Below are 22,264 nucleotides of genomic sequence, written 5' to 3'. Positions count from 1 at the left end.
CTCCTTGTGATTCCCGCGACGGCGGGCGGCCGTGTCGGGCTTTGCTTCTGTGACCGATGGGCGGCTTCTGCCGATTAGTGGCTTATGCCGGCCATGGCCTGGGTATCGGGGTTTCGGTATCGAACGCGGGTTTCCCAACGACGCGGGTTTCTCAACGACGCGGGCGCGCCGCTTGCGGGGGCGGCGTGACGCGGCGTACGAGCACGGTGCGCAACGCGGATTCCGGAAACGTTCGATACGGTTCCCATCCGGCGGCTGTCGCGCGCCCGCACGACCCGGGCGATGAACCTCAGCCCGGGCGATCGGCGCGGCGCACGACGGCCGCCTTGTCCGCGTCGCCTCTTCCGTCTCGTGTGACTTCGCCGACTGCACCCCGGCGCACGGCGCCATGGGGATTTGCCAGTGGGAGGTTCATCTTCGCCCCGCAGCAGGTCGGGCGACATGCAGGCGCGGCGAGCTCCTCCACGATTCCCGCCCGGCCGGATCGGGCGCCGCATGGGCGACGCCGGATCCGGCCGGCGGATACGAGAATCAGTGACGCATACGCGTCCAGTATACGGCCCCCAATCGTCCCGCTGCTGAACGAATATGGCGGTGAGCGAAATGAACGGACGCTGCCGGGTGAACGCATGGGCGGCGCAACCGGGGTGGGCGCCCCAAGCGCGGCGCTATTGGGAATCGGCCTCCTTCATGTCAGCGTCCTTCGAATCGGTGTCCTTCGAAAGGTACAGGCCCTTCTCGATCTCGCCGACGATCTCCTCCTCGGTTTTCCGCCGCGCGACGACGAATCGCCCGGCCTCGTCCCCGACGCCCACGTAATACAACGTGGCGTCGATGTGGTCGAGGGGGATCTGCCAGAACCTGCTGAGCATCAGGCGATAGGCATCGAGCTGGATGAGGCGGTTCTCCTCCTCATCGGCGTTCGGCCTGCGGCCCGTTTTCCAATCGACTATGGTCACGAGGCGTTCGCCGTCTTCCGAGGCGGTGGGACCGCCCATCGGATTGCGCGAATCGAGACCGCCCTCGAACACCGCGTCGATGGTGCCGATGATGGCGCGGCCCGCCACAACCGTCGTGATCTTCTTCTCCGTGGCGGCGCAGACGCGCTGCATCCAATTCGATTCAGCCAGACGATGCCGCCACTGCTTCTCGTCGCCGGTGAGATCCGGGTCCGAGTCGATGCCTTCGACGAGCTGCCAGCGCTGATCCGGTTCCGTGTTGAAGAGCTGCTCGGCCCAGGCGTGAAACACGGTTCCCTTCGAGGCACCCGCGAAAGGCTCCTGGGGGACGGGGCGCAGGATGGCACGGGCCTCGTCCTCGGCCGTTCCCACCGCGGCGCCCTTCCCCGAACGAATGCCCAGGGTGCGTTCGATGCCGGTCACCGATGCCGGTTGCGTGGCGCGCACGGCGTTCGCACGGGCGATGAGATCGCGCGACATCGCCGCATCGCGGCGCTCCACGTCGAGAACGCGCATGGCCCTCGACAGCAGCGGCCACGTTGCACGGCGTTCGTCGGCCGCCAGCTCCTGCGCCTGCACAACGGCCTCGGATTCAGTGCCGTCTGACGGCAGGATGCTACGAACAGCCTCGGAGCTCATGCCGATCAGCATACGGGCCGTGGCATTGAGCTTCTGCGGCCAGCAGGCCGACGTATCGCCGAAAGCTGTGCCGTCGAGCACACTGCAGAAATCGTCAATACCGGACCACCAGCCCCATTCCGTGAGCGTGCGGCACACGTCGGCGCATTCGTGCTCGTCGGTTCCGGACACATAGCCCGCGGGAGCCAGAAGAGCGTTCTGGTTCGCGAGAATAGCCACCGCATTCCGGAAGCGCTTCTCCACCGTCGAGCGGGAAGAGACTGTGAAAAAATCGGAAGGATCGGTGGCATCCGCGGTGTTTCCGGCTATGTCTTCGGCATCGGACGCCGCATCCTGCGAGTCTGCATCCGACCGGGCGATGTATCCGTACAGCTCCATCCACAGGTTGGACGGCACCGTGTTCTCAATTCCCTCGTCTTTATCGTTCTTATCGGGCTTCCGATACGGATTCACCTCGACAAGTTCAATGGGAAATTCGCTGTCCTCCTCCGCTTCGTGTTTCCTGGAATAGTATGAGTCGAGTCCTTCACCGACCCCCTGCTTCCACTCCTCGACATCAGCAAGCGAATCCTCGGATCCATCCACGGGCTTGCCTTGGTCGCCCCACACCATGCATGCGGCGCGAGTTGTCGACCGGTCGCGGAAAGACTGGCCCACCACATCGCTCGGATCGGTTTCGGAATCGGTGGATGCCCTGAAGCCATCCGGCATGGGCATGGATGCGGCGGCTTGCGCAGCGGCATCCCACTCGTAAGACAGCGACGCGACGTCGTCATCCGTCAGACGGTCGAGATACCTCTTTGTGCTCTTGGTGGCGACCACCAGGGCATCACCGCGGGTCCTGGTCAGCGCCACATAACCCAGACGACGTTCGTCGTCATGGCGCCTGCGCCCATACTCTTCCTTCTGGCTCAGGTAGGCGTCGCCAGGCCTGTGCTCCGTCTCGTTCACGCGGTACAGATCGTCGCTGTACTCGTGTTCGAGCTGCTGGACGGTCGAGATGTCCTCAAGCGTCCCGGCGTGCGGGAACGGGGGCAGAATGGCGCTGTCCGCCCGCACTTCGGCCGGAACCTCCTCGGGCATGTCGAGCCAGGACTTGCACAGGGAGATGTATTCGACGCCTTCGGAACCGGCATAGTCCGGATGCTCGTTCGGTGCACCACCAGTGGCCGCAATCGACAGATAATCCCCTTGCTTCGTCGGGAACCTGCCCTCGGTCATATTGACGATGGCGACGGCAGGCCACTCCAGGCCCTTGGACTGATGCACGGTCATGAGCTCCACATCCACCGCGGCACCGACCGTGGAGTCAGGCCCCTCCACATCGGTCGACGCGCTGTTCAGCCACGAAAGGAAGCCGGGAATGGTGGCGTGGAAGCCATCGGGCAGCTCCTGCTCGTAGCTCTGCGCCTGCTGGACGAGAAGGCCGACGGCCTGCGTGTAGTCGGACTGCGTTCCGCGAATGACGGCCGACACGGAGGAATCGACATCGAGGGCAAGCACAGCACCCGCCGCACGAATCGAGGCAGGAACGTTCTCCCGCGCGATGCTCTCCGCACGGTGGAGCATATCCGCCACGCGCATAGCCTGCTCCTTGCCACGCGCACTCAGGTCAGATTCGGAAATGAGCTCGCACACATTCGGCGACATCAGCGCATCCACCAGCGTCACGCCTGTCGGCAGCTGGTATTCCTGTCGCTTCTCGGCGACGATGGCCTCGATCTGGCTGCCCGACGGCTCTTCCGACTCTCCGGGTTCCACAAGACCGGCCTCGCGCAAGGCGCGGTACTGGTAGCGGGAGTTTTCGGCATCCGCGAGCTTGGCGAGCTTGCGCGCGTCGTCCGCGCCCATGCCGATGCGCGGGGTCATGGCAAGGCGCTGGACCGATGCGTAATCCCCATGGTCGGAAATGGCCGACAGAAGCGCCATGATATCGCTGACATCGGGACGGTCGAGCAGCGCGCCGAGTCCGACGACACGGCATGTCAGGCCCGATTTCTCCAATGCCTCCCTGTAGCCGTTCATCGTGCCCTTCGATCGGAACAGCACGGCAACGGGCACGTTCCTGCCATCCGTGCCGTATTTGGCGACGGCGGAGTGGGCGAAGGCGACGACCGCTGCAATGGACTCCGACTCGTACTGGTAGCACATCGTGGCGATGTAGGACGAATTCGTCGCCGCATCTGCGACGGCGCCCTCCTTGGGTGTCAGAGGCGACACGGGGATTTCCCGCTGGCTCTCCGACAGGCTGGACGGCACGGCGTACGCGTGGTGGAAGGCATCCGTCAGATGATTCGCCGCCTCCAGAATCACACGCGGATTCCTCTGCGACACGGTCAGCTCATACGGATCGCGCGTAATGCCGAACGTCTCCTTGAAGAAACGGAAGGCGCCCGGGCTCGCCCCACGCCACGAGTAGATGGACTGGTAGGGATCGCCCACGGCGGTGACCGCGGAGCGATGTCTGGCGTCATGGTGGAACAGCTCGGCCAGCAGCAACGCCTGGGTGGTGGAGGTGTCCTGGTATTCGTCGAGGAACACATGGGTGTACCGCTTGCGGTATTCGGCGGCGATGGACGGGTGCTCGACCACAAGGCGATAGGCGGCGATGGTGAAGTCGCTGAATTCCGCCATGCCGCGCTCACGCTTGGCACGGATGAATTCCTCGACGAAATCGAGAAGGAGATCGCGCTGTTCAACCGTCTTCCCAAGCCTGGTGACGACGCCGAGATAATATCCGTCGAGCCTGGGGTCGTTCGCGCCCTTGCCAATCCACTCCTCGACGGTCATGGCCTTGTCGGCATTCGACTTTTTCGGCTTGGTGGGAACTTTGTCGGTGACCTTCACGGAATCGGCGTTGGGAATGGAGTCTCGCAACTCCTCCAGCTTCGCCCTGAAGCGCTTGTCCCAGTCGCGGATTTTCTTCACTGCTTCCTCGCAGGACAGGCATTCCCGATCGATCATGGACGACGCGATGGAGCAGGACAGCGCATACACCTTGTCGACGATCGTGGTGAACGCACTGGCCTTATTCGTATCACCGTCGGACGAATCGGACGATTCCTTCGTGCCGTTCTCGCCTTCGTCATCACCTGCGGCGAAAACCTTATCGAGGTTTTCACCCACGATGTCGGCGATCATCTGCCGTGCGCCCGCGTCGCTCAGCGGCTGCGTCTGCGGGTCGATGCCGACAAGCGGCCCGTACTGGCGCACGATGGACTGGAAGAAGGCATCGTAGGTGGCGACGGACGGCTTCATGAATCTTCTGTCGGGGTCCGCGACGGCATGCGTCCGGCCCGTCTCGGCGTCATCCGGCGCAGGGTTCCCCGCCTCCTTGTCCACGGCATTCGACACGCGGCTGAGCAGCTCCCCGGCCGCCTTGCGCGTGAAGGTCAGGCCGAGAATCTTCTCCGCGGGCACGTGGTCCTGCACGATGAGCTTGATGATCCGGTGCGTCATCGTGAACGTTTTTCCCGAGCCGGCTCCTGCGATGACGAGGATATCCTCGTTCGCGGGGGCGCCGATGATGGCGCTCTGCTGGTCCGTGAACTTGATGGCGGGCTTGCCCCCATCGGGCGCTGCGGCGCCTCCGGCATGATATGCCCCGGACTGACCGGGCGTTGTGTTCTCCCTTGTGTTATCGGCGATCATTCGTTGCCTCCCATCACGGTATCGATGTTGGCGTCATATGCCTCGGCGCATGCGGGGCAGACGTTCTTGTGCCTGCAGAAATGCTGCTTCTCGACCGGCGGACGCAGCGGGATGAGGTCCGCGTTCACCACGGCGGCGGCATAGAAGACGCGGGCGATCATGGTCAGCGCCCACACCGTGGTGGTTACGTATTCGTTCTCCCTGAGATAGGCGAGAACATCGTCGGGCACTCCGTCCGCATGGTCGGGAAGGGATATCTGGATGAACTCGCTCAACCCACCTGTGTTGTTCGAACGATTCTGATAGAAGCGGGCGGTCAGCTTACCGTTCTCGAACAGCGCCGGCTGAGAACGAACCTCTTCCTTACCGCTCCTGCCGCCTTTGCTGCTCTTGCTGCTCTTGCCGCCCACCATTGCCGGAAGCTCCGAGGCTTCGACGTCAAACAGACTGGCATTCGCCACCTCGACGGAACGGGAACGTTCCGAGGAAGACGCAACGGGATAATGCAGCGCCAGCTGGTAGCACACAAGCTGCAGATCGTTGAAGGACGCCTCGAAGCTATGCGCCTTGCCGGTTTTGTAGTCGATGACCCGGCAGAACTCGCCTTGATCGTCCTTACGATGCTCGAGCCGGTCGATGCGAGCCCTCAGGTGGATCCGTGTCGAGGCATCGAGTCCTTCCGGGAACCCGGGCACAAGAAGGCCGAACAGCCTCAGCATGGATTCTCCGGTCATCTGCGTCGGGGGCACGAACATGGAGCCTTCCGCCATCGCCTTCGTTGCTTCGGCTGCCATCGCCTTGTTGAAATCATCGGCGATATCGGCTGCGGTGAAGGACGAACTGACGGATTTCTCGCATTCCACCCCGTCGAATTCTCCGACGCGGAAGGGCACGTGGGAACCGCTTTTCCCGATATCGGCGGCATATGCCTTCTCCGGATCGTTCTCCTTGACGAAATAGGAGGCGATGTTGTGCAAGGCCGTCTGCGCGTTCCGGTCCTTGAGCAAATAGGAATAGCGGTCCTCCGGGGATGCCGAGGCATCGGGCTCCTGGCGCAGCCCGCAGTAGACGTCGTACATCTTGGTCTGGATGTCCTTGATGCACGCTTCATTGCCCTCCCGCTGGCGAAGGTCACGGTAGTTTTCAGGATTGTCCCATCCCTTCTCGGAGGCTATCTGGGCCACCTTGTGGATCAGCGTACCGAAGGAGGTGCTGACGGAGAAAGGCGTCGGACCGGACATCGACTTGTCGAGAACGGCGCAAATCGGGCACCCCCAGATGGCATCGACCATCGAGGGGTTCAGCGACACGGAAGAGGCGTGGCGCCGGGGAAGCGGGTTGGCGACGGCGCGGGTCTCCTCCCCCGCCGACGTCACGGCCGGCACAGGGGTGAAGAACCAGCGGTCGGGGTCGGCTATATCCACTCCGCGATGCGCCAGATAGGCAAGCGCCAGAGCGGCATCCTGACCGGCGGCGTCAAGGTCGCGATACGCAACCGCTCCCGTCGCGGCCTTGCCCTTCATGCCGGCAGGTTGCGTTTCCCTGGCTTGCGCGGTTTCCTTGGCCTGCGCGTCCTCGGCATTGAATGCCCCGGCATGGGAGAACAGCATTCCCGCGGCCATGTTCAACGTCCCGGATGCCGATGAGGCAGCCGAGGGTGCCGTCGATTCATCGGCGGCCGATGGCGCGGGCGCCATCTCACGGCATGCCTCGCCGACAAGCGTCATCCTCGCCCGGCTGACAATACCCCGCACAGAGGCGGGCATGGAGTCGGAAACGGATTCATACGGCACCTGCGACAGGTCTCCAGTGCGCTGGAACAGCTCGGGCATGAACACGAAGAGGAAGTCCGAGGGGATTTCGGAGTCGTTCCAGGAGCAGCTCACCGTCGTGCGCCGGGTGGCGCGCGTCAGCGATACGAGCAGGCTTTTCTCCTCGGAATGAAGCACCGACGCAACCGCCGCATTATGGCCATGCGCGGCTGCCGACGCGGCATCGCGCACTGTGCCGCGCATCATGATATGGGCGAGGTACTCGGTTCCGAACATCGTGTTGCGCTCCTCGAGGTTCGGCCACACGCCCTGCTGCAGGGAGGGAATCCACACAAAGCCCCACGACCTTCCCGCGGCGCCGGCGGGCGTGGTCACGGTGACGGCGTCAAGCACCGGCGCCTTCTGCGCCAGGGAGTCGGCCACCACGTCCATATTGCGCACACGCGCGGCGAAGGCGGCGATGGATGCGCCGGCCGAGTTCTCATGCGCATAGCGGAACAGGCGCGTGGCCATGTCGAGACGGTCATTGGCGATATTCGCGTCCTCGCCGTCGAACAAGGCGATGCCGCTCCATTCGTCGGCCACATCGCAGGCAGCCCAGGCCGCCCACAGCACGGTTTCCACCGTATGCTCGGGATTCCTCAGCTCCTCCACCACGGGATCGATGTGGCTCAGCGCCTTGTCGAATTCCTCGATGTCATCGCTGGGATCGATGGCCTTGATGCCCGCCATCAGCCGTGCGGAATCCTGATCGCCGAGAACAAGCGCGCGCAGCAGGTCCGTCGCCGTCAGGGCGGTGGCATCGTCGCTGGCATCATCGGTGCCCGGTGTCACAATGCCCGGCGTCACAGCACCCAGCGTCATGGCGGAGAGTGCGGTGCGGATGGCGGACAGACGCAGCGGGCGGCGAATGGCGATGCCGCCGACGGTGCGGTCCGACTTCACGCCCGCCAGCGGGCTGGTCAGGTAGGTGTTCACGACGCGCCGGATGATGGCCGCCTGTTGTGCGGATTCGTCCATCGACGCCGTGGGGCTCGTGGCATACGAATACGTTCCATTGCGCATCTGGGCGAGGTCAATGAGGGCGAGCAGCCCCTCGACCGTGGGATTGCCGGCGAAGGTCTGCATGACGGAGCTGTACCGCACCGGAACGCCTTCGCGCCTCAGGGCATCGCCGAACGAGCGGACCGCGTTGTTGTCATGCACGATAACGGCCGCATCATTCCACGAATCGATAACACCGGTGAGATACGCCTCGCGAATATCGCGGACCGTGCTGTCGATTTCCTCGTCCTGCGAACGGTAGACTGCCGCGTGCATCGTGGCATCCGTGCCCCGGCGCTCCGCGGAATCCGAATCGCCTGCGATACGCCCGTCGACGGGGAACGCAGGATCGCTTTGCGAAAGGGCTGCGCCGTCCACGGCCGTGCGCAGGGCGGTCATCTTCCACGGGCGGGATGCCAGGGGCGGTAGTCCGTCCTCGTCAGAGGCGATATGCAACGACACACGCGACGCGACGATGTCGCGGTAGGTCGCCGACTTTTCGTCGAGCTCCGCGCCGTTCATCGCATGCCCCAGATCGCAGCGGTGGGCGTTGAGGCGGCCAAGGTCGGCATCGGCCAGTCCGATGCCGCTGACATCGCTGCCGGGCGTCGTGCCGATGCGAACGGCGAGGTATTCCGGATAGGCACCGCGGAAGGACTGCACCGATTCATCGGGGTCGCCCACGAGCACGAGCCTGGCCCCATGCCGTTCCATGCTCTGGAGGAAGCCCATGCCGGCGAGGGTCAGGTCCTGGACGTCGTCGACGACGACGATATCCGGAATGGCGCGTGCGCACCCCTCCGGATTGGAGTCCACTTCCTGGGTGGCGCGCAGCAGGAGATACGAGGAATCCACACGGAACTCCTTCATGTACCGGGCGTTGATGGCGTCCACGTATTCGTGGCGCAGGGCGAACGCCAGCTGCCACTGGGTCCTTAGCCGCAGCACCCCGGCGTCCTCGGTGGCTTCCGAAACCAGAGCGTCGAGCACTGCATTCTCATCGGCCTCGTTGCGTCCGACGCCCACTTCGTCGGCGCGGGCGAGGACGTCACGCAGCTGTGCGACGAATTCCGGCGTGATGTTGCGTGCGAAAACATCCTCCGTCGTACCCGCGACGCGGCCTTGCGACGCCTCCGACGAGCCGAGTCCGTCGTCCGGCGCCGATGCGGCGGCTCCCTTGATAGCGGACTGCTCGTCGAAATAGTTCAGCAGCAGACGGCACACATGGCACAGCTCGCCTGCCTGCGCGTGCTTCTGGTGCTCCGCCAGCACATCGGACAGCAGCTCGTCCTGCTCGGCGCCGTTCAGGAGCCTGGGCGTGGTCTTGCCCTCGCTATGGCGCCCCTGCGCCAGAACCTTGTAGGCAAGCGCCGGAATCGTGGTAATGACGCGCGAATCGTCATGCACCCCGAGCCGGGAGATCATGCTGCGCCCCAGCTCATCGGCCACGATGCGGCCGGACACGACCATGCGCGCGCTTCCATTGCCCACGGCATGGGCGCGGCGGAAGGCCTCGAGCGCAAACATGGTCTTGCCGCTGCGTGGGGCGCCGCTGACGTACAGCGTGCGCGTCGCAGTGCCGTCCGCGCCGGGCAAGGTGCCGGCGTACAGCGAGTCGACGGCGGCGAGGGCCGCGGCCTCGCCGGCGCCCTGGAACTCTGCGCCCTGTGACCGTGCGCCCTGTGACTGTGCGCCCTGGGGACGCGTGGGACCGGATTGTGTGGGAGTGTTTGCCATAGGTGTCTCTCCTTCCGCGGGTCTCCCCCGCTTCCGTGCCGCCGATGCCGGTCCCATCCGGTACGGCGGCGTGCGTTATGCGAATGCGGTATGTTCCGTAAGTCAGCGCTTCGTATGTTTGAGTTTTTCGTAAGTCAGTTTTTCGTAAGTTTGTGTTTTGTAAGTTTGTGTTTTCGAAAGTTCGTGTTCCCGATTCCTGAGTTGCGCGGCTCGGTGCTGCGCCGTTCAACTCCCGGTTTCGGGCATTCCTTTGTTCGGTTGTGGCCATGTTCAGTTGTGGTCATCGCCTGCGCCAACCGCTCCCCCGCGATTCCATCGTCGGAATCGACACCCCCGGGAAGCGACCTGCGCCACGCGATTCGCTTTTACAGTACACGTTTCGTCCGTTGCGCGGAGGGACGACGCACCGCGGCCGCGCGAGCGACCCCGCACAATCGTATGAAAACTCCGCAAAGCGCCTGTTCCCAACGATTCTGCACCGCCCCTTCCGTTGCTGCCACCACTGTACAAGTACGTTTTTCTCGGCGTGTCGCGACTTTGTGGATTTTTCATGCCCCGCCGGAAGCATCGCGACTCACGCCAACCTCTCTGCCACGACGAAGGCCGACGCGACGGCGCCATCGTGGCTCAGGCTCACATGCCACCGGATCGGGAACGGCAGCCGCGCCTCCACCGCAGGCGTCAGCATGACGCGCGGCCGGTGCCGTGCATCCTCCACGATGCGCACGTCGCGCCATGGGAAATCGTCGATCGTATACGGCGCCTCCCCCGGCCCCAGCGCCTCGGACCACGCCTTGAGCACAGCCTCCTTGCCGGCCCACCGCGCGGCCAGATGCACGGCCGTGCCGTCGCCCGCCCGCGCGGCGCGCTCCTCGCACTGCCTCAGCTCCACGGGCGCGAACGCGCGCGCGGCGAAACGCGTGCCGGGCATCGCCAGCTGCTCGGCGAACGCAGGAACATCAACCACGTCATGCCCCACGCCCGCCACCTGCCACGATTCCGTTCCCGCAGGACGCGCGGAATCCACCTGTCGGTCTGTCATGCCCACCACGCTACCGCGCAATGCCGCCGCCGCACAATGCAGTCGCCACACAATGCAGTCACTACACAACGCACCCACACACAACGAAAAGCGGGCCCCAATGCCGAAACCGACACCGGAACCCGCTTGTCCGCCAAGGGCCCTCAGACCATGCCGCGCCTACCGCGCGTCGTAATACCCATCGGCCCCCAGACGCGCCTCGGGGTCGAGAAGCATGGCCTTCTCCACCTCATGCGCATCGTAGCCGTGGCCGTCCTCGCGCAGACGGCGGCCCTCCACCGGCTCGAACAGCGGCGCGTGGCCGAGCATGCCGGCGGCCAGGCGCTCAGCGCCCGCGGCCAGACGGCGGTCGGCGTGCGCACGCCACGCGTCCAGCGCGTCCTGGCCCGCGGTCTTCGCCACGGCGGCTTCGAACGCACCGGGGTGCACGAGCGCCACGAGGCCGGAAACATGCCCGAAGCCGAGGGACGTGGCGAGCCCCGCCTTCACCGTGCGGCCGGCGGCCCCGAGGTCGAGCGGCTCGCGCAGCCACACCATGAAGTCGTCGCGCTCGAGCTTGGGGTCCACGCAGTCGAGCGATGCGTTCGCCGGCACGGTGCCGGATGCGAAGATCTGCGTGAGGCCATGCACCTGGAACACGCAGGCGCCGCCCTTGGCGTGGCCGGTCAGGCTCTTCTGCGACACCACGTAGAGCGGGTTGCCGGCCGTGCGGCCGATGGCGTGCTCGATGGTGTTGTGAAGCTCGGACTCGTTGGGGTCGTTGGCATTCGTGGACGTGTCGTGCTTGGAAACCACGGCGATGTCGTCCGGCTCCACGCCGAGCGCCGCGAGGTCGCGCACGAGCGCGGAGTCCCTGCCGCCCTGCGCCGCCGCGAGCGCACCAAGGCCGGGCGCCGGGATGGACGTATGCGCGCCATCCGCGAAGGAGCGCACATACCCCACCACGCCGGCGACGGGCAGCCCCAGGCGCAGCGCGATGTCGCCGCGGGTGAGCAGCACGGTGCCGCCGCCCTGCGCTTCGATGAATCCGCCGCGGCGCCTGTCGTTGGCGCGCGAGAAGAAGCGCGGGGCGATGCCCTTGTCAGCCATCTCCTGCGAGTTCGCGGTGGCGTTCATGTAGCCGAAGCCGTTGACGGATTCGACGCCGATGTCGTCGATGGCGCCGGCAACCACGAAGTCGGCCTTGCCCAGGCGAATCTTGTCGAAGCCCTCCTCGATGGACACGGCGGCGGTGGCGCAGGCGGAGACCGGCTGCACCATGGCGCCGTAGCCGCCGATGTAGGACTGCATCACATGCGCGGCCACGACGTTCGGCAGCGCCTCCTGCAGGATGTCGCTGGGGTATTCGCGGTTCAGGTAGCGGTCCACGTACAGCTGGCGCATGGAATGCATGCCGCCGAAGCCGGTGCCCTGCGTGTCGGCCACCTGTGCGGGGTGCACGGACTGCAGCAGTTCGGCGGGGCTGAATCCGGCGGAGAGGAATGCGTCGACGGTGGTGACGATGTTCCACAGCGCGATCGGGTCCACGTCACCGACCATGGAGGCCGGGATGCCCCAGCGCGTGGGATCGAAGCCGTCGGGGAACTGGCCGCCGACGGTGCGCGTCATGGTGGCGCGGCGCGGCACGAAGGCGCTGGCGCCCTTGAGACGCGTGACGGTCCATTCGCCGGTTTCCTCGTCGCGTCCGATGCGCGTGTGCACGGGGTCGGCGGCGGCGTATTCGTCGGCCATCTGGCGGTTGGCCACGCTGAAGGTGACGTCGTGGTCGAGGAAGACCTCGGCGGATTCCTCGTCGCTGCCGTCCTTGTAGCTCACGCCCATCGCCTCGGTGAAGGGACGGATGCCGGAGCGAGCGATCACCTCGTCGCGGTAGCGGTCGGCGATGTCCTCCTCGGCGATCGGCTCGCCGTCGGCGTCCACCCAGCCCGGCTGCGGGTTGTCCTGCCACGAGACGAGTCCCATGTTCCAGGCAAGCTCAAGCACACCCATGGCAGAGAGGTTGACCGTGCCGTCCGAACGGATGCCCAGCTCGGCTTCGAAACGCGTGCGACCGAAGCCCCACGGGCCCAGTTCGCCGATGGACACGATAACCACCTCGTCCTCGGGGCGGGCGGTGACGCCGCTCCATTCGGCGAGGTCGGCGACGGGCTGGCGCGGCACGCGCGGCGTGGGCAGCGCCTTGATGCGCGTCTGCGGCGCGGCTGCGGCCTGCACCGGGGAATCCGACGATTGCGCCACCGCGGCCTTCGCCGCCGCATCCGCCTCGGCCTCCGCGCGCAGGGCGCGGATGTCGAGCGGCTCGCTGCCCAGGCCTCCGGTGAGGTCCACGTCGAGCGGACCGTCCGCCGCGGCCTTCGCGCGGGCGTCGGCGGTGGCGAGGTCGAGCAGACGATTCGCGATCTGCTCGGTGGAATACGTGGTCAGGCCATGCCTCTGAACCACTTCGACGAGCGGGTCGTTGCCGCCCATGAGGCCGGTGCCGCGCACCCAGCCGATCTTGGGGTGGGCGAAGGTGACGCGGTCGGACCACACGCGCTCGGGGCGCGCACGGTTGACGAGCGCGTCGAAGGCGCTCTTGACCTCGCCGTACGCGCCGTCGCCGCCGAACACGCCGCGGTTGGGCGAGCCGGGCAGCACCACGTGCAGCCTGTGGTCCACGTCCGTGTCGGCGCCGATGGCGGACAGCCCCGCGATGAGGCGTTCCACGCCCCACAGCATGAGGCGTGCCTGGGATTCGAACAGCTCGCCCGAATCCGCCATCGTGCCATGCACGGGCGGTGCGGCGAACGGGAAGAGCACCGTGGGCTCGAGCGCCGGCTTGATGACGGTGGTGGTGGCACCGTGCGTCTCACGCTGCTCCGTGCCAATCCATTCGATCAGCGCGTCCACGTCGCGGTAGCTCGACAGGTTCGCGGGCACAAGCCACAGGGCCGCGCCGCGCGTGACATGCGTGCGGTACGTCCTCTTGGCCCACTGCACGATGGACGGGCGGAAGCTGTGGCTGGTGGCGATCACCGTGGCGCCGCCGGCCAGCAGGCCTGCCACGACCTGTCCGGCGATGGAGTTGGCGGACACGCCGGTGACGACGGCGATGTCGCCGTCGAAGCGGCGCGCGGCGCGCACCTCGGCGCTGTCGGAGGCGGCCATCGTGTCGGACGCATCCGCGCCCTGCTTGCCGGAGGCGGCCTTCTTCAGCGCCTTGGACGCCTTCTTCGCGGCTTCCTCGTCGGCCGCGGCCACGGCATCGGCATCCATCGCGGCCTGCTCGGCGATGCGGCGGAACACGTCGCGCAGCGTCTTGTCGCCGCCCTTCGCGGCCTGCTCCGCGTACCAGCGGGCCTGCTCGGCCACGGCCTCGCCGGCGCCGGTGAAGTCGAGCGCGGCGCGCTCCTCGTCATGGCCGTAATAGATATGCGCGAGGTCTTCGCGGGCCGAGGCCCAGCGGTCGTCGAACAGAATCGCCTTGCGTTCGTCGAAGCGCGGCGTGACCTGCTCCACCCATTTCGCCCCGAGCTCGGCTTCGACAGCCTCGACGGTGCGGCGCGCGTCCTCGTCGTCGTCCCCAGTCGGCTGCGGCGCTTCGACGCCAAGCTGCCCGAGCACGAAGCGCGCGGTGGAGGCGAGCACGCCGTCCTTGCCGGTCACGGAGCTGGCGAAGGCGTCGAGAGCGGCGGAATCCACGACGGCGCCGCCGGCGCCTGCTCCTGCGGAGACGGGGGCCACAGCCACGCCGTGCTCGCCGGCCACCTGCTGCACGGCCGCGTCGATGAGCGCGTCCGCCTCGGCGGTGTTGGCCACCGGGTTGGCTGGCAGCGTGGCGAGGTCACCGCCTCGCGAGCTGGCGCCCTCGCGGGTGCCGAGCAGGATGGCGGCCGTGACGAAGGCCGTCCACCCCTCGCCCAGACCCCAGAAATCGTTCAGACGCTGCGCGATATGCGTGGGCTTGACGCCGGCGGAGCCGAACAGCGCATGGAGGCGTTCGCGCACGGCCTCGCTGAGCACCTGCCCGAAGGCGCGGTACTTGGGGGCCACCGAGGTCACGATTCCCGTGAGCTTGGCGACGGTGGCCTCGGCCGCTCCCTCGACGCTGGGCACACCCAGCTCTCCCGTGATATCCATGAGCAGCTGGTTGCGGCGGGACGACACGCCGTTGGTCAGCGTATCGGTGGTGTCCTGGTCGCCGATCTGGTCGGGGCGCACCTTCGACTCGTAGGCCAGCAGGGTCTTGATGCCGTCGGCCGCCGTGAACGGCAGGTCGGCGACAGGGCCGGAGGCTGCCGGCGCGGCGGGCGCAGGCGCAGGCGCGGCGGACGCGGACGCGGCAGCTGCAGGAGCAGGCGTCGCGGCGGCCGCCGAAGCCGCCGGCGTCGCGGACGCGGCGGCACCGGACGCAGCAGCCATCGTGGAGGCCGCGGCCGGCGCGGATGCCGGCGCCTCCTCCAGATCCTCCTGCGGAACCAGCGAATCCGTGTCCGTGCAATACACACGGGCCTCGTCGCGCTCCACATTCCGCACGGTCACGTCCAGGCCCTCGAAACGCGGCAGGCGCAGCGTCTTGGCGCCGAGGTTCGCCAGCGTCGGGGACTTGCCCAGGCCCACCTCCACGTAGTTGGTGACGCCCAGGCCGCCTTCCTCACGCGGTGTGAACAGCAGGCGCTGCGTCTCGATCCAGCGCACCGGCGACGCGAACTGCCAGCTGAGCAGCTCGGTGAGCAGCAGGCGGCCGAGCTTCTGGTCGTCCTTGGCGTAGGAATCCCACACGGAGTCCTTCTCGAGCGCCTTCCTGATGCGCTCGGACGGCACCACGTCGAGGATCGAGCGGGCGAAGTCCTTCGTCATCTCGAAGGGCCGGGCCACGAGGTTCGGGATGTAGCGGCCCACGAGGCGCGAGTAGTCGATATGCTGCGGCAGCAGGGCGTCGAGCTTGTCACGGAACTCAGGCACGCCGCGGCGCAGCTTGCTCGAATGGAACGGCACGTCGATGCCGGGCACGAACATGAACGCCGGCTTGCCGCCCGCCTCCTTGGCACGGCGGTTCGCGTCGTCACGCAGGGCCTTGAGACCCGCGATGGTGCCGGCGACGGCGTACTGGGCGCCCTCGAGGTTGTAGTTGACGATCTCGAGGAACTCGCCGCTTTCCTTGGCGACCTGCGCCACGTACTCCTTGACGCCGTCGTCGCCCACACCGAACTGGTTGGGGCGCAGCGCGCCCATGCGGTAGTTCGAGCGGCCCTGCTCGTCGCGTTCGATGAGATGGTGCATCGTGGAGCCGCGGTGGAACACGAGCACGAGCTCGGTTTCCAGCGGGATGATGCCCGCGAAGGAGCTCAGCGCATCGTATTCGCCGAGGGAATGGCCGGCGAAGTAGGAGCCCTCCACCAGCGCCCCCGCCTCGCGCAGGCGCGCGGACTGCGCGAAGGCCACGGTGGCGAGCGCCACCTGCGTGAACTGCGTGAGGTTGAGCAGGCCGTCCGGGTGGTGGTAGTGCACGCCGTTGGCGATGATGTCGGTGGGGTTGTCACGCACGATGGCGAGGATCGAGAACCCGAGCTGGCTGCGCGTGACCGCGTCGGCGCGCTCCCACACCTCGCGGGCGGCGGCGCTCTTGGTGCGCTCGTCGAGCACCATGCCCTTGTGCTGGATGCCCTGGCCGGGGTAGACGAAGGCGCTGATGGGCGCGCGGGTGATGGCGGTGGCGCGCGAGACGAGCTCGCCGTCGGCGCGGCACGTCACTTCGAGCACGATGCCGCGGCCGGCCACGCGGCCGATGCGCTCCACATCGATCGTGACGGTGGCGCCGAGCTGCACCATGCCGTACATCGTGTACGTCCAGCCTTCGATCGGCCAGGCGTTGCCCTTGGCGTCACGCGCCTCGACGGCGTGCTGCGCCGTGGCGGACAGCCACATGCCGTGCACGAGGGGCGCGGCCAGGCCGGAGATGGCGGCGGCGCGGCGGGACGTGTGGATGGGGTTGAAGTCGCCGGAGGTGCGGGCGAAGGCGGTCATGTCGGTGGGCGCGGTGACGGTGACGCGGCGCAGCAGACGGCGCGGGGTGTCGCGTATGTCCGCCACGATGCCTCCGTTGGCGGGTGCGTCGGCCGGCAGCTCGGCGCTGTAGGCGCGGCCGCGGATGGCGAAGCGCTCGGTCTGCTCGGCCAGGACGGTGCCGTCCTTCGCGATATGCGTCACATGGATGGTGATAACGCGGCCGGAGGCGGATTCCACGTAGTCCTCAGCCCATGCGGAGAGGTTCACGCTCTGGCCGGTATGCGCCGCGAGCGCGTCGCGATCGTCGGACAGGCGGATGAGGTGGTCGAGGTGCACTGCGTTGAGCAGGCCTTCGATAATCGGCGTGTCGCCGTCGTGGACGGAGCCAAGGGCCGCGTAGATGGCGGGCCAGGCGGGTCCGACGAGGGCGTCGGGCACGATGCGCGCCTTGGCAAGCGTGCCGGGAAGCGCCGCGCCGGTGACGGTCTCATGGTCGGGGCCAAGGTTGGCGGACAGCGTGTAGTGCGACTCCACATGGCCGAAGGGGTGACCCTGCTCGCGGTCCGCGTCGCTCACGGTGACCTGCGGCATCGCGTCGAGCACGTCGCCGGTGATGGCGGTGTTGCCGATGCCGGCGGTGGCGGCGAGCATGGCGTAGACATGCTTGGGCAGGCGCGCCTTGTCAACGACGGGCATGAGGTACGGCGCGTCGGCGTCGAGGGTGAGCGGGATGACGATGTCGCGCACGGCGTGCTTGCCGGTGCCGCCGTCCTTTTCACCGTCCCAGTGCGTGTCGAGATGCACGTCGAGGTCCCACCGCGTGATGGCGGACGAGGCGGAATCGGCGTCATCGGCGGCGGGCGTGATCTCGTAGGTCTCATCGCCCTCAGGCGTACCGAAGGCCGGGTTGTCCATCATATGGCCCATCCAGCTGATATGCGGGGTGCGGCGGATGGCGGCCTCGGGGTCCGTGGCACCGTCGAGGGCGGCGAAAGCCGTCGCGACGGCGGAATCGTCGGAAGTATCGTCGGCGCCATCGTCGGCCTGCGCACGCTCGAGGCATGCGTCGGCGAAGCGCCCCAGGATATCCGTCACCGGCTCGTTCTTGGTCGTGATGCCCGCGACGGCGATGGGGCCGGGGATGATGCGCACGGAATCGGCGGAGTAGCGCGGGTCCTCGGACTGCCACAGCTGGTCGCGGCCCCACCAGCGCAGCAGGTCGCCGTCGATGACGGGCACGAAGGGCACGGGCTTGGGGTATTCGCGGCACAGCGCCGGGAACCAGGCGGCGTCGGTCGGCGTCACATGCAGCTCGCCGGCCTGCGGGTAGGCCTCGGCGAGGCGGTCGAGCGCCGCCGGGGCGTCGAGCACGGCGTCGGTGTCGGCGAACAGGGACGTGAACTCGCCGGTGTCCTGCTCGGTGACACGCGCCTCGATGCGGTGCAGCAGGTGCAGGAAGCGGTCGGCGAAGGTGCGGTCGGCCCACGGGTAGCACAGGTCGGCGAAGCGCTGCGCCCACTCCTGATAGGTCATGGCGTCGAGGTCGCCGAAATACGGCTTGCTCGTGGCGTCCAGCGCGGCGATCACCTCGTCGCGTCGGGCGGCGAGCTCCTCGGGGTGCTTCTCCAGATGCACGATGAGGCGTCCGGCCCGGGCGGAGGAATTCTCGATCTCGTACAGGTCGGCGTGCAGATGCGACAGGCCGGAGGTCATGCCGCCGCGCTCCTTGCCGGACGGCACCCAGCTCTCCCCCAGCGGCGCGAACACGTCGCCGTCCTTCGCGTCCGGGTCGATGCCGGGCGTGGCCACGAGAAGGTCCTTGACCTGCTCGCTGGTATGCGCCTCCTTGGCGGTCATGACGGCGGTGCCCACGAGCACGCCGTCGACGGGCATGCGCGGCACGCCGTAGCGTTCGCTCCACTGGCCGCAGATGTAGTCGGCCGCGCGCTGCGGCGTGCCGATGCCGCCTCCGGCGACGAGCACGACGTTGCGGTGGTCGCGCACCTGCGCGTAGGTGCTGACGAGCAGATCGTCGAGGCTTTCCCACGAATGGTGGCCGCCGGCGGAGCCGCCCTCCACCTCCATGATGACGGTCACGGGCTCCACGGCCTGCGCGATGCGCAGCACCTGGCGGATCTGGTCCACGGTGCCGGGCTTGAACGCCACATACGGGAAGCCGTCCTTGTTCAGGGTGTGCACGAGCTCGACGGCCTCGTCGAACTCCGGGATGCCCGCGGACACCACGACGCCGTCGATCGGGGCGCCGGACGCGCGCTTGCGCGGCACGAGGCGCTTGCCGCCGAACTGCAGGTTCCACAGGTAGCGGTCCATGAACATGGCGTTGAACTCCACGCTCGCGCCTTCGCGCAGCTGGCTTTGGAGTTCGGCCACATGGCGGTCGAGCACCTCCTCGGTCACCTGGCCGCCGCCGGCGAGCTCGGCCCAGTAGCCGCGATTCGCGGCCGCCGCCACGATCTCGGGATCGACGGTGGTGGGCGTCATGCCGGCGAGCAGAATCGGCTTCTTGCCGGTCAGGCGCGTGAAGGCCGTGCTCACCTCGCGGCCCGCGGCGGTTTCGATGACGCGCGGCGCGAAACGGGACCAATCGGCGAGGCGGTGCGGCTCTTCCTCGAGCTCCACGGCGGCGACGCGGTCCTTTGCGGTGGAAAGGGACACGATTCCCGCGCCGGTGCCGTCCACCAGGGCGCCGGTGAGCTTGGCCGCCGTGACGCCGGGGCCGAAGTCGACGAACCACACCTTCGAGGCATCCGCCTTCGCGAGCGCTTCGGCCACCTGGCCGCTCCAGTCCACGTCGTCGGTGAGCACCTGTGAGGCGAGACGGCGGGCCTGCGCGCCATCAAGGCCGCAGCGGGCGGCCCATTCCTCCACTTGGGCCACGGCGGGTTCCATCAGCTCGGAGTGGAACGGCACGGTGACCTCGAGGTATTCGACGGAGGGGTCGAACACCTTGCCGCCGCGCACCTTCTGTGCGCGCAGCTTGGCCTGACGCTCGTGCTCGAGGCCGATCTGGCGCTCGAGCCTGGCAAGGTCGGCCGGGTGGCCGGAGACGACCATATGCGTGCGAGAGTTGGTGACGCCGATGGCGATGGGGCCGGCCGGGTTGGCGACGCGGCGGATAAGCTCCTCCACCTGGGCGCGGGTGGCGCCCTTGATGGACATCATGGGCGACGTGCCGCGCTCGCCCTCGAGGCCGAGCAGATGCGACTGGCGGGCGCCGGCCGCTCCGATGAGGCGCGCGATGGCGAGGATGCGCACGATGGCGTCGCGCGTGGACTGCGCGTCCGACGCCTCGTGGGCGGCCTGCACCATGTCGACGGCCAGCACGCCCTGGGAGTGGCCCAGGGATGCGATCGGCGAGACGGCGGAGGCCTTGAAGCCGAGGTCGGCCGCCGACAGCAGCGCGCCCAGCTGGGCGAGCGCGATGCCGGGCACGCTCACGGCCGCGTCGGCGGCGGCGCCGAGCACCGGGGAGTCGGATGCATAGTCGAACAGATCGGCGCTTTCGCCGGTGGTGGCCAGCAGGTCGGCGGCGATGGGCTCGAGCAGGCGCTCGGAATCCGCCGCGTAGGCGTGCAGACGCTCCGAAAGGTCGGGGTCGTTGTCCAGCTCGCGAAGGGCGGCCGTCCACGGCGTGGACTGGCCGGCGAAAGTGAGGATGACCTGTGCGTCGCACAGGCGGGTCAGGAAGGAAGTCATGCCTTGTATCTCCTGGTGATGTATCTGGTTGTGCGTGATGGTGTGTTGTTCGTTCGGAAAATCGTAGGGAAGCCGCCGGCGTCACAGCGGCTGGTTGCCGTGGTGGCGCGTCGTCGGACGGCGGCGCTGCTTGCCGCGCAGCACGGACAGCGAGCGGATGATGACGTCGCGCGTCTGCTCGGGGTCGATCATCGCGTCGATCTGCCCGGTCTCCAGCGAGAGATTCGCGTTCACGGTCTCGGCCTCGTACTGCGCCACGAGCTCGGAGCGCAGCCGCTCCTCGGCCTCGGGCCCCTGCTCGCGCGCCTTGCGCAGCTCCTTGCGGTGGATGATGTTCACGGCTCCCTGCGCGCCGAGCACGGCGATCTGCGAATTCGGCCACGCGAAGTTGAAATCCGCGCCGATGGCCTTGGATCCGAGCACGATATACGCGCCGCCGAAGGCCTTGCGCAGGATCACCGTGATCAGCGGCACCTGCGCGTTGGCGTAGGCGTAGATCACCTTCGCGCCGCGGCGGATGATGCCGGCGTGCTCCTGGTCGCTTCCCGGCTTGTAGCCCGGCACGTCCACGAGCGTGATGACGGGCAGGTTGAACGCGTCGCACATGCGCACGAAACGCGCCACCTTCTCCGAGGAATCCACGTCGAGGCTGCCGGCGAGCTGGCACGGCTGGTCCGCCACGATGCCCACGGGCTGGCCGGCCACGCAGGCGAAGCCGACCACCGCGGAGGGCGCGAACAGCTCCTGCACCTGCACGAGCTCCCCGTAGTCGACGATGCAGCGGATCACGTCCACCACATCGTAGGGCTGACGGTCGTTCTGCGGCACGATGGTGCCGATGCGGCGCGCCGCCACGTCCTCGGCATGCCCGGCGCCGTACGCGTAGACGGGCGGCAGCGAGTCGCTGTTCTCGGGCAGGTACGCGAGCACGGTGCGCGCGTAGTCGATGGCGTCGGGCTCGTCCTCGCCCAGGTAGTGGGCCACGCCGCTCGTGGCGTTGTGCACGTAGCCGCCGCCGAGCTCCTCCATGGAGATTCGCTCGCCGGTCGATGCCTTGACCACGTCGGGTCCGGTGACGAACATATACGAGTTCTCGCGCGTCATGATGATGATGTCGGTCAGCGCCGGGCAGTACACGGCGCCGCCCGCGCAGGGCCCCAGGATCAGCGAGATCTGCGGCACGAGGCCGGACGCCTCGCAGGTCTTGCGGAAGATGCGTCCGTACTGGGTCAGGGCCGCGACGCCCTCCTGGATGCGTGCGCCGCCCGAGTCCACGATGGCCACGATCGGCACCTTGAGCTCGATGGCCATGTCCATGAGGTGGCAGATCTTGTCACCCTCGGCCACGCCCATGGAGCCGCCCTTGACGGAGAAGTCCTGGGCGTAGACGGCTACCTTGCGGCCCCACACCTCGCCGAATCCGGTGACGACGGCGGCGCCGGGCACATCGTGGCCGATGTTTCCGCCGGCGAAGCGACCGATCTCCTGGAAGGTGCCGGAGTCGAAAAGCAGGTCGAGGCGTTCACGCGCCGTGAGCTTGCCCTTGGGATGCTGGCGTTCGCGCGCGTGGTCCTCCGCGGCCTTCGCAAGCTCCGCGGCACGCGCGAGGTCCTGGCGCATGGGCTGGCGGCGGCCCTGCCCGTAGGCGCCGGGGCCCGCCGGGTCGGGGATGCGCACGCCGTCGGCGGCTTTCCGCGCGCCGTTCTCGTTCACGA

Annotated in this window: 5 protein-coding genes; all 5 read right to left on the bottom strand. The window is 67.4% G+C overall.

Going from position 1 to position 22,264, the window contains the following annotated elements; genetic code table 11:
* Positions 1 to 668: 668 nt before the first annotated feature.
* The 5 genes from PSRA_RS01620 to PSRA_RS01600 all read right to left on the bottom strand — a co-directional run bounded on the left by PSRA_RS01620 (position 669) and on the right by PSRA_RS01600 (position 22,169).
* Positions 669 to 5,249, bottom strand: a complete 4,581-nt coding sequence (locus PSRA_RS01620; RefSeq protein WP_094660116.1) for a UvrD-helicase domain-containing protein — start codon at positions 5,247 to 5,249, stop codon at positions 669 to 671.
* The gene (locus PSRA_RS01615) at positions 5,246 to 9,802 is read right to left on the bottom strand and encodes a PD-(D/E)XK nuclease family protein (protein WP_158216285.1); all 4,557 of its coding nucleotides are present in this window, start codon (positions 9,800 to 9,802) and stop codon (positions 5,246 to 5,248) included. The genes PSRA_RS01620 and PSRA_RS01615 overlap by 4 nt, the downstream gene beginning before the upstream one ends.
* A gap of 574 nt (positions 9,803 to 10,376) precedes the next feature.
* Entirely contained in the window at positions 10,377 to 10,844 is a 468-nt protein-coding gene (locus tag PSRA_RS01610) for a holo-ACP synthase (protein WP_169712459.1), read from the bottom strand.
* Between the two features lie 159 nt (positions 10,845 to 11,003).
* A complete protein-coding gene (locus PSRA_RS01605; RefSeq protein WP_094660114.1) occupies positions 11,004 to 20,549 on the bottom strand; it encodes a type I polyketide synthase in 9,546 nt (3,181 codons plus the stop codon).
* Between the two features lie 81 nt (positions 20,550 to 20,630).
* Positions 20,631 to 22,169 (bottom strand): acyl-CoA carboxylase subunit beta, encoded by a 1,539-nt coding sequence (locus PSRA_RS01600; RefSeq protein WP_094660223.1) that lies wholly within the window; start codon positions 22,167 to 22,169, stop codon positions 20,631 to 20,633.
* Between the last annotated feature and the right edge of the window lie 95 nt (positions 22,170 to 22,264).

It is taken from the genome of Pseudoscardovia radai, from assembly GCF_002259605.1.
Lineage (GTDB): Bacteria > Actinomycetota > Actinomycetes > Actinomycetales > Bifidobacteriaceae > Pseudoscardovia > Pseudoscardovia radai.
This window is presented reverse-complemented; position numbering and strand designations above follow the sequence as displayed.

What these genes read in the sequence shown, in the direction of transcription:
- PSRA_RS01605 (WP_094660114.1), bottom strand. Translation starts at nt 20,549, where the DNA reads ATGACTTCCTTCCTGACCCGCCTGTGCGACGCACAGGTCATCCTCACT.
- PSRA_RS01610 (WP_169712459.1), bottom strand. Translation starts at nt 10,844, where the DNA reads ATGACAGACCGACAGGTGGATTCCGCGCGTCCTGCGGGAACGGAATCG.
- PSRA_RS01600 (WP_094660223.1), bottom strand. Translation starts at nt 22,169, where the DNA reads ATGCGCCAGGACCTCGCGCGTGCCGCGGAGCTTGCGAAGGCCGCGGAG.
- PSRA_RS01620 (WP_094660116.1), bottom strand. Translation starts at nt 5,249, where the DNA reads ATGATCGCCGATAACACAAGGGAGAACACAACGCCCGGTCAGTCCGGG.
- PSRA_RS01615 (WP_158216285.1), bottom strand. Translation starts at nt 9,802, where the DNA reads ATGGCAAACACTCCCACACAATCCGGTCCCACGCGTCCCCAGGGCGCA.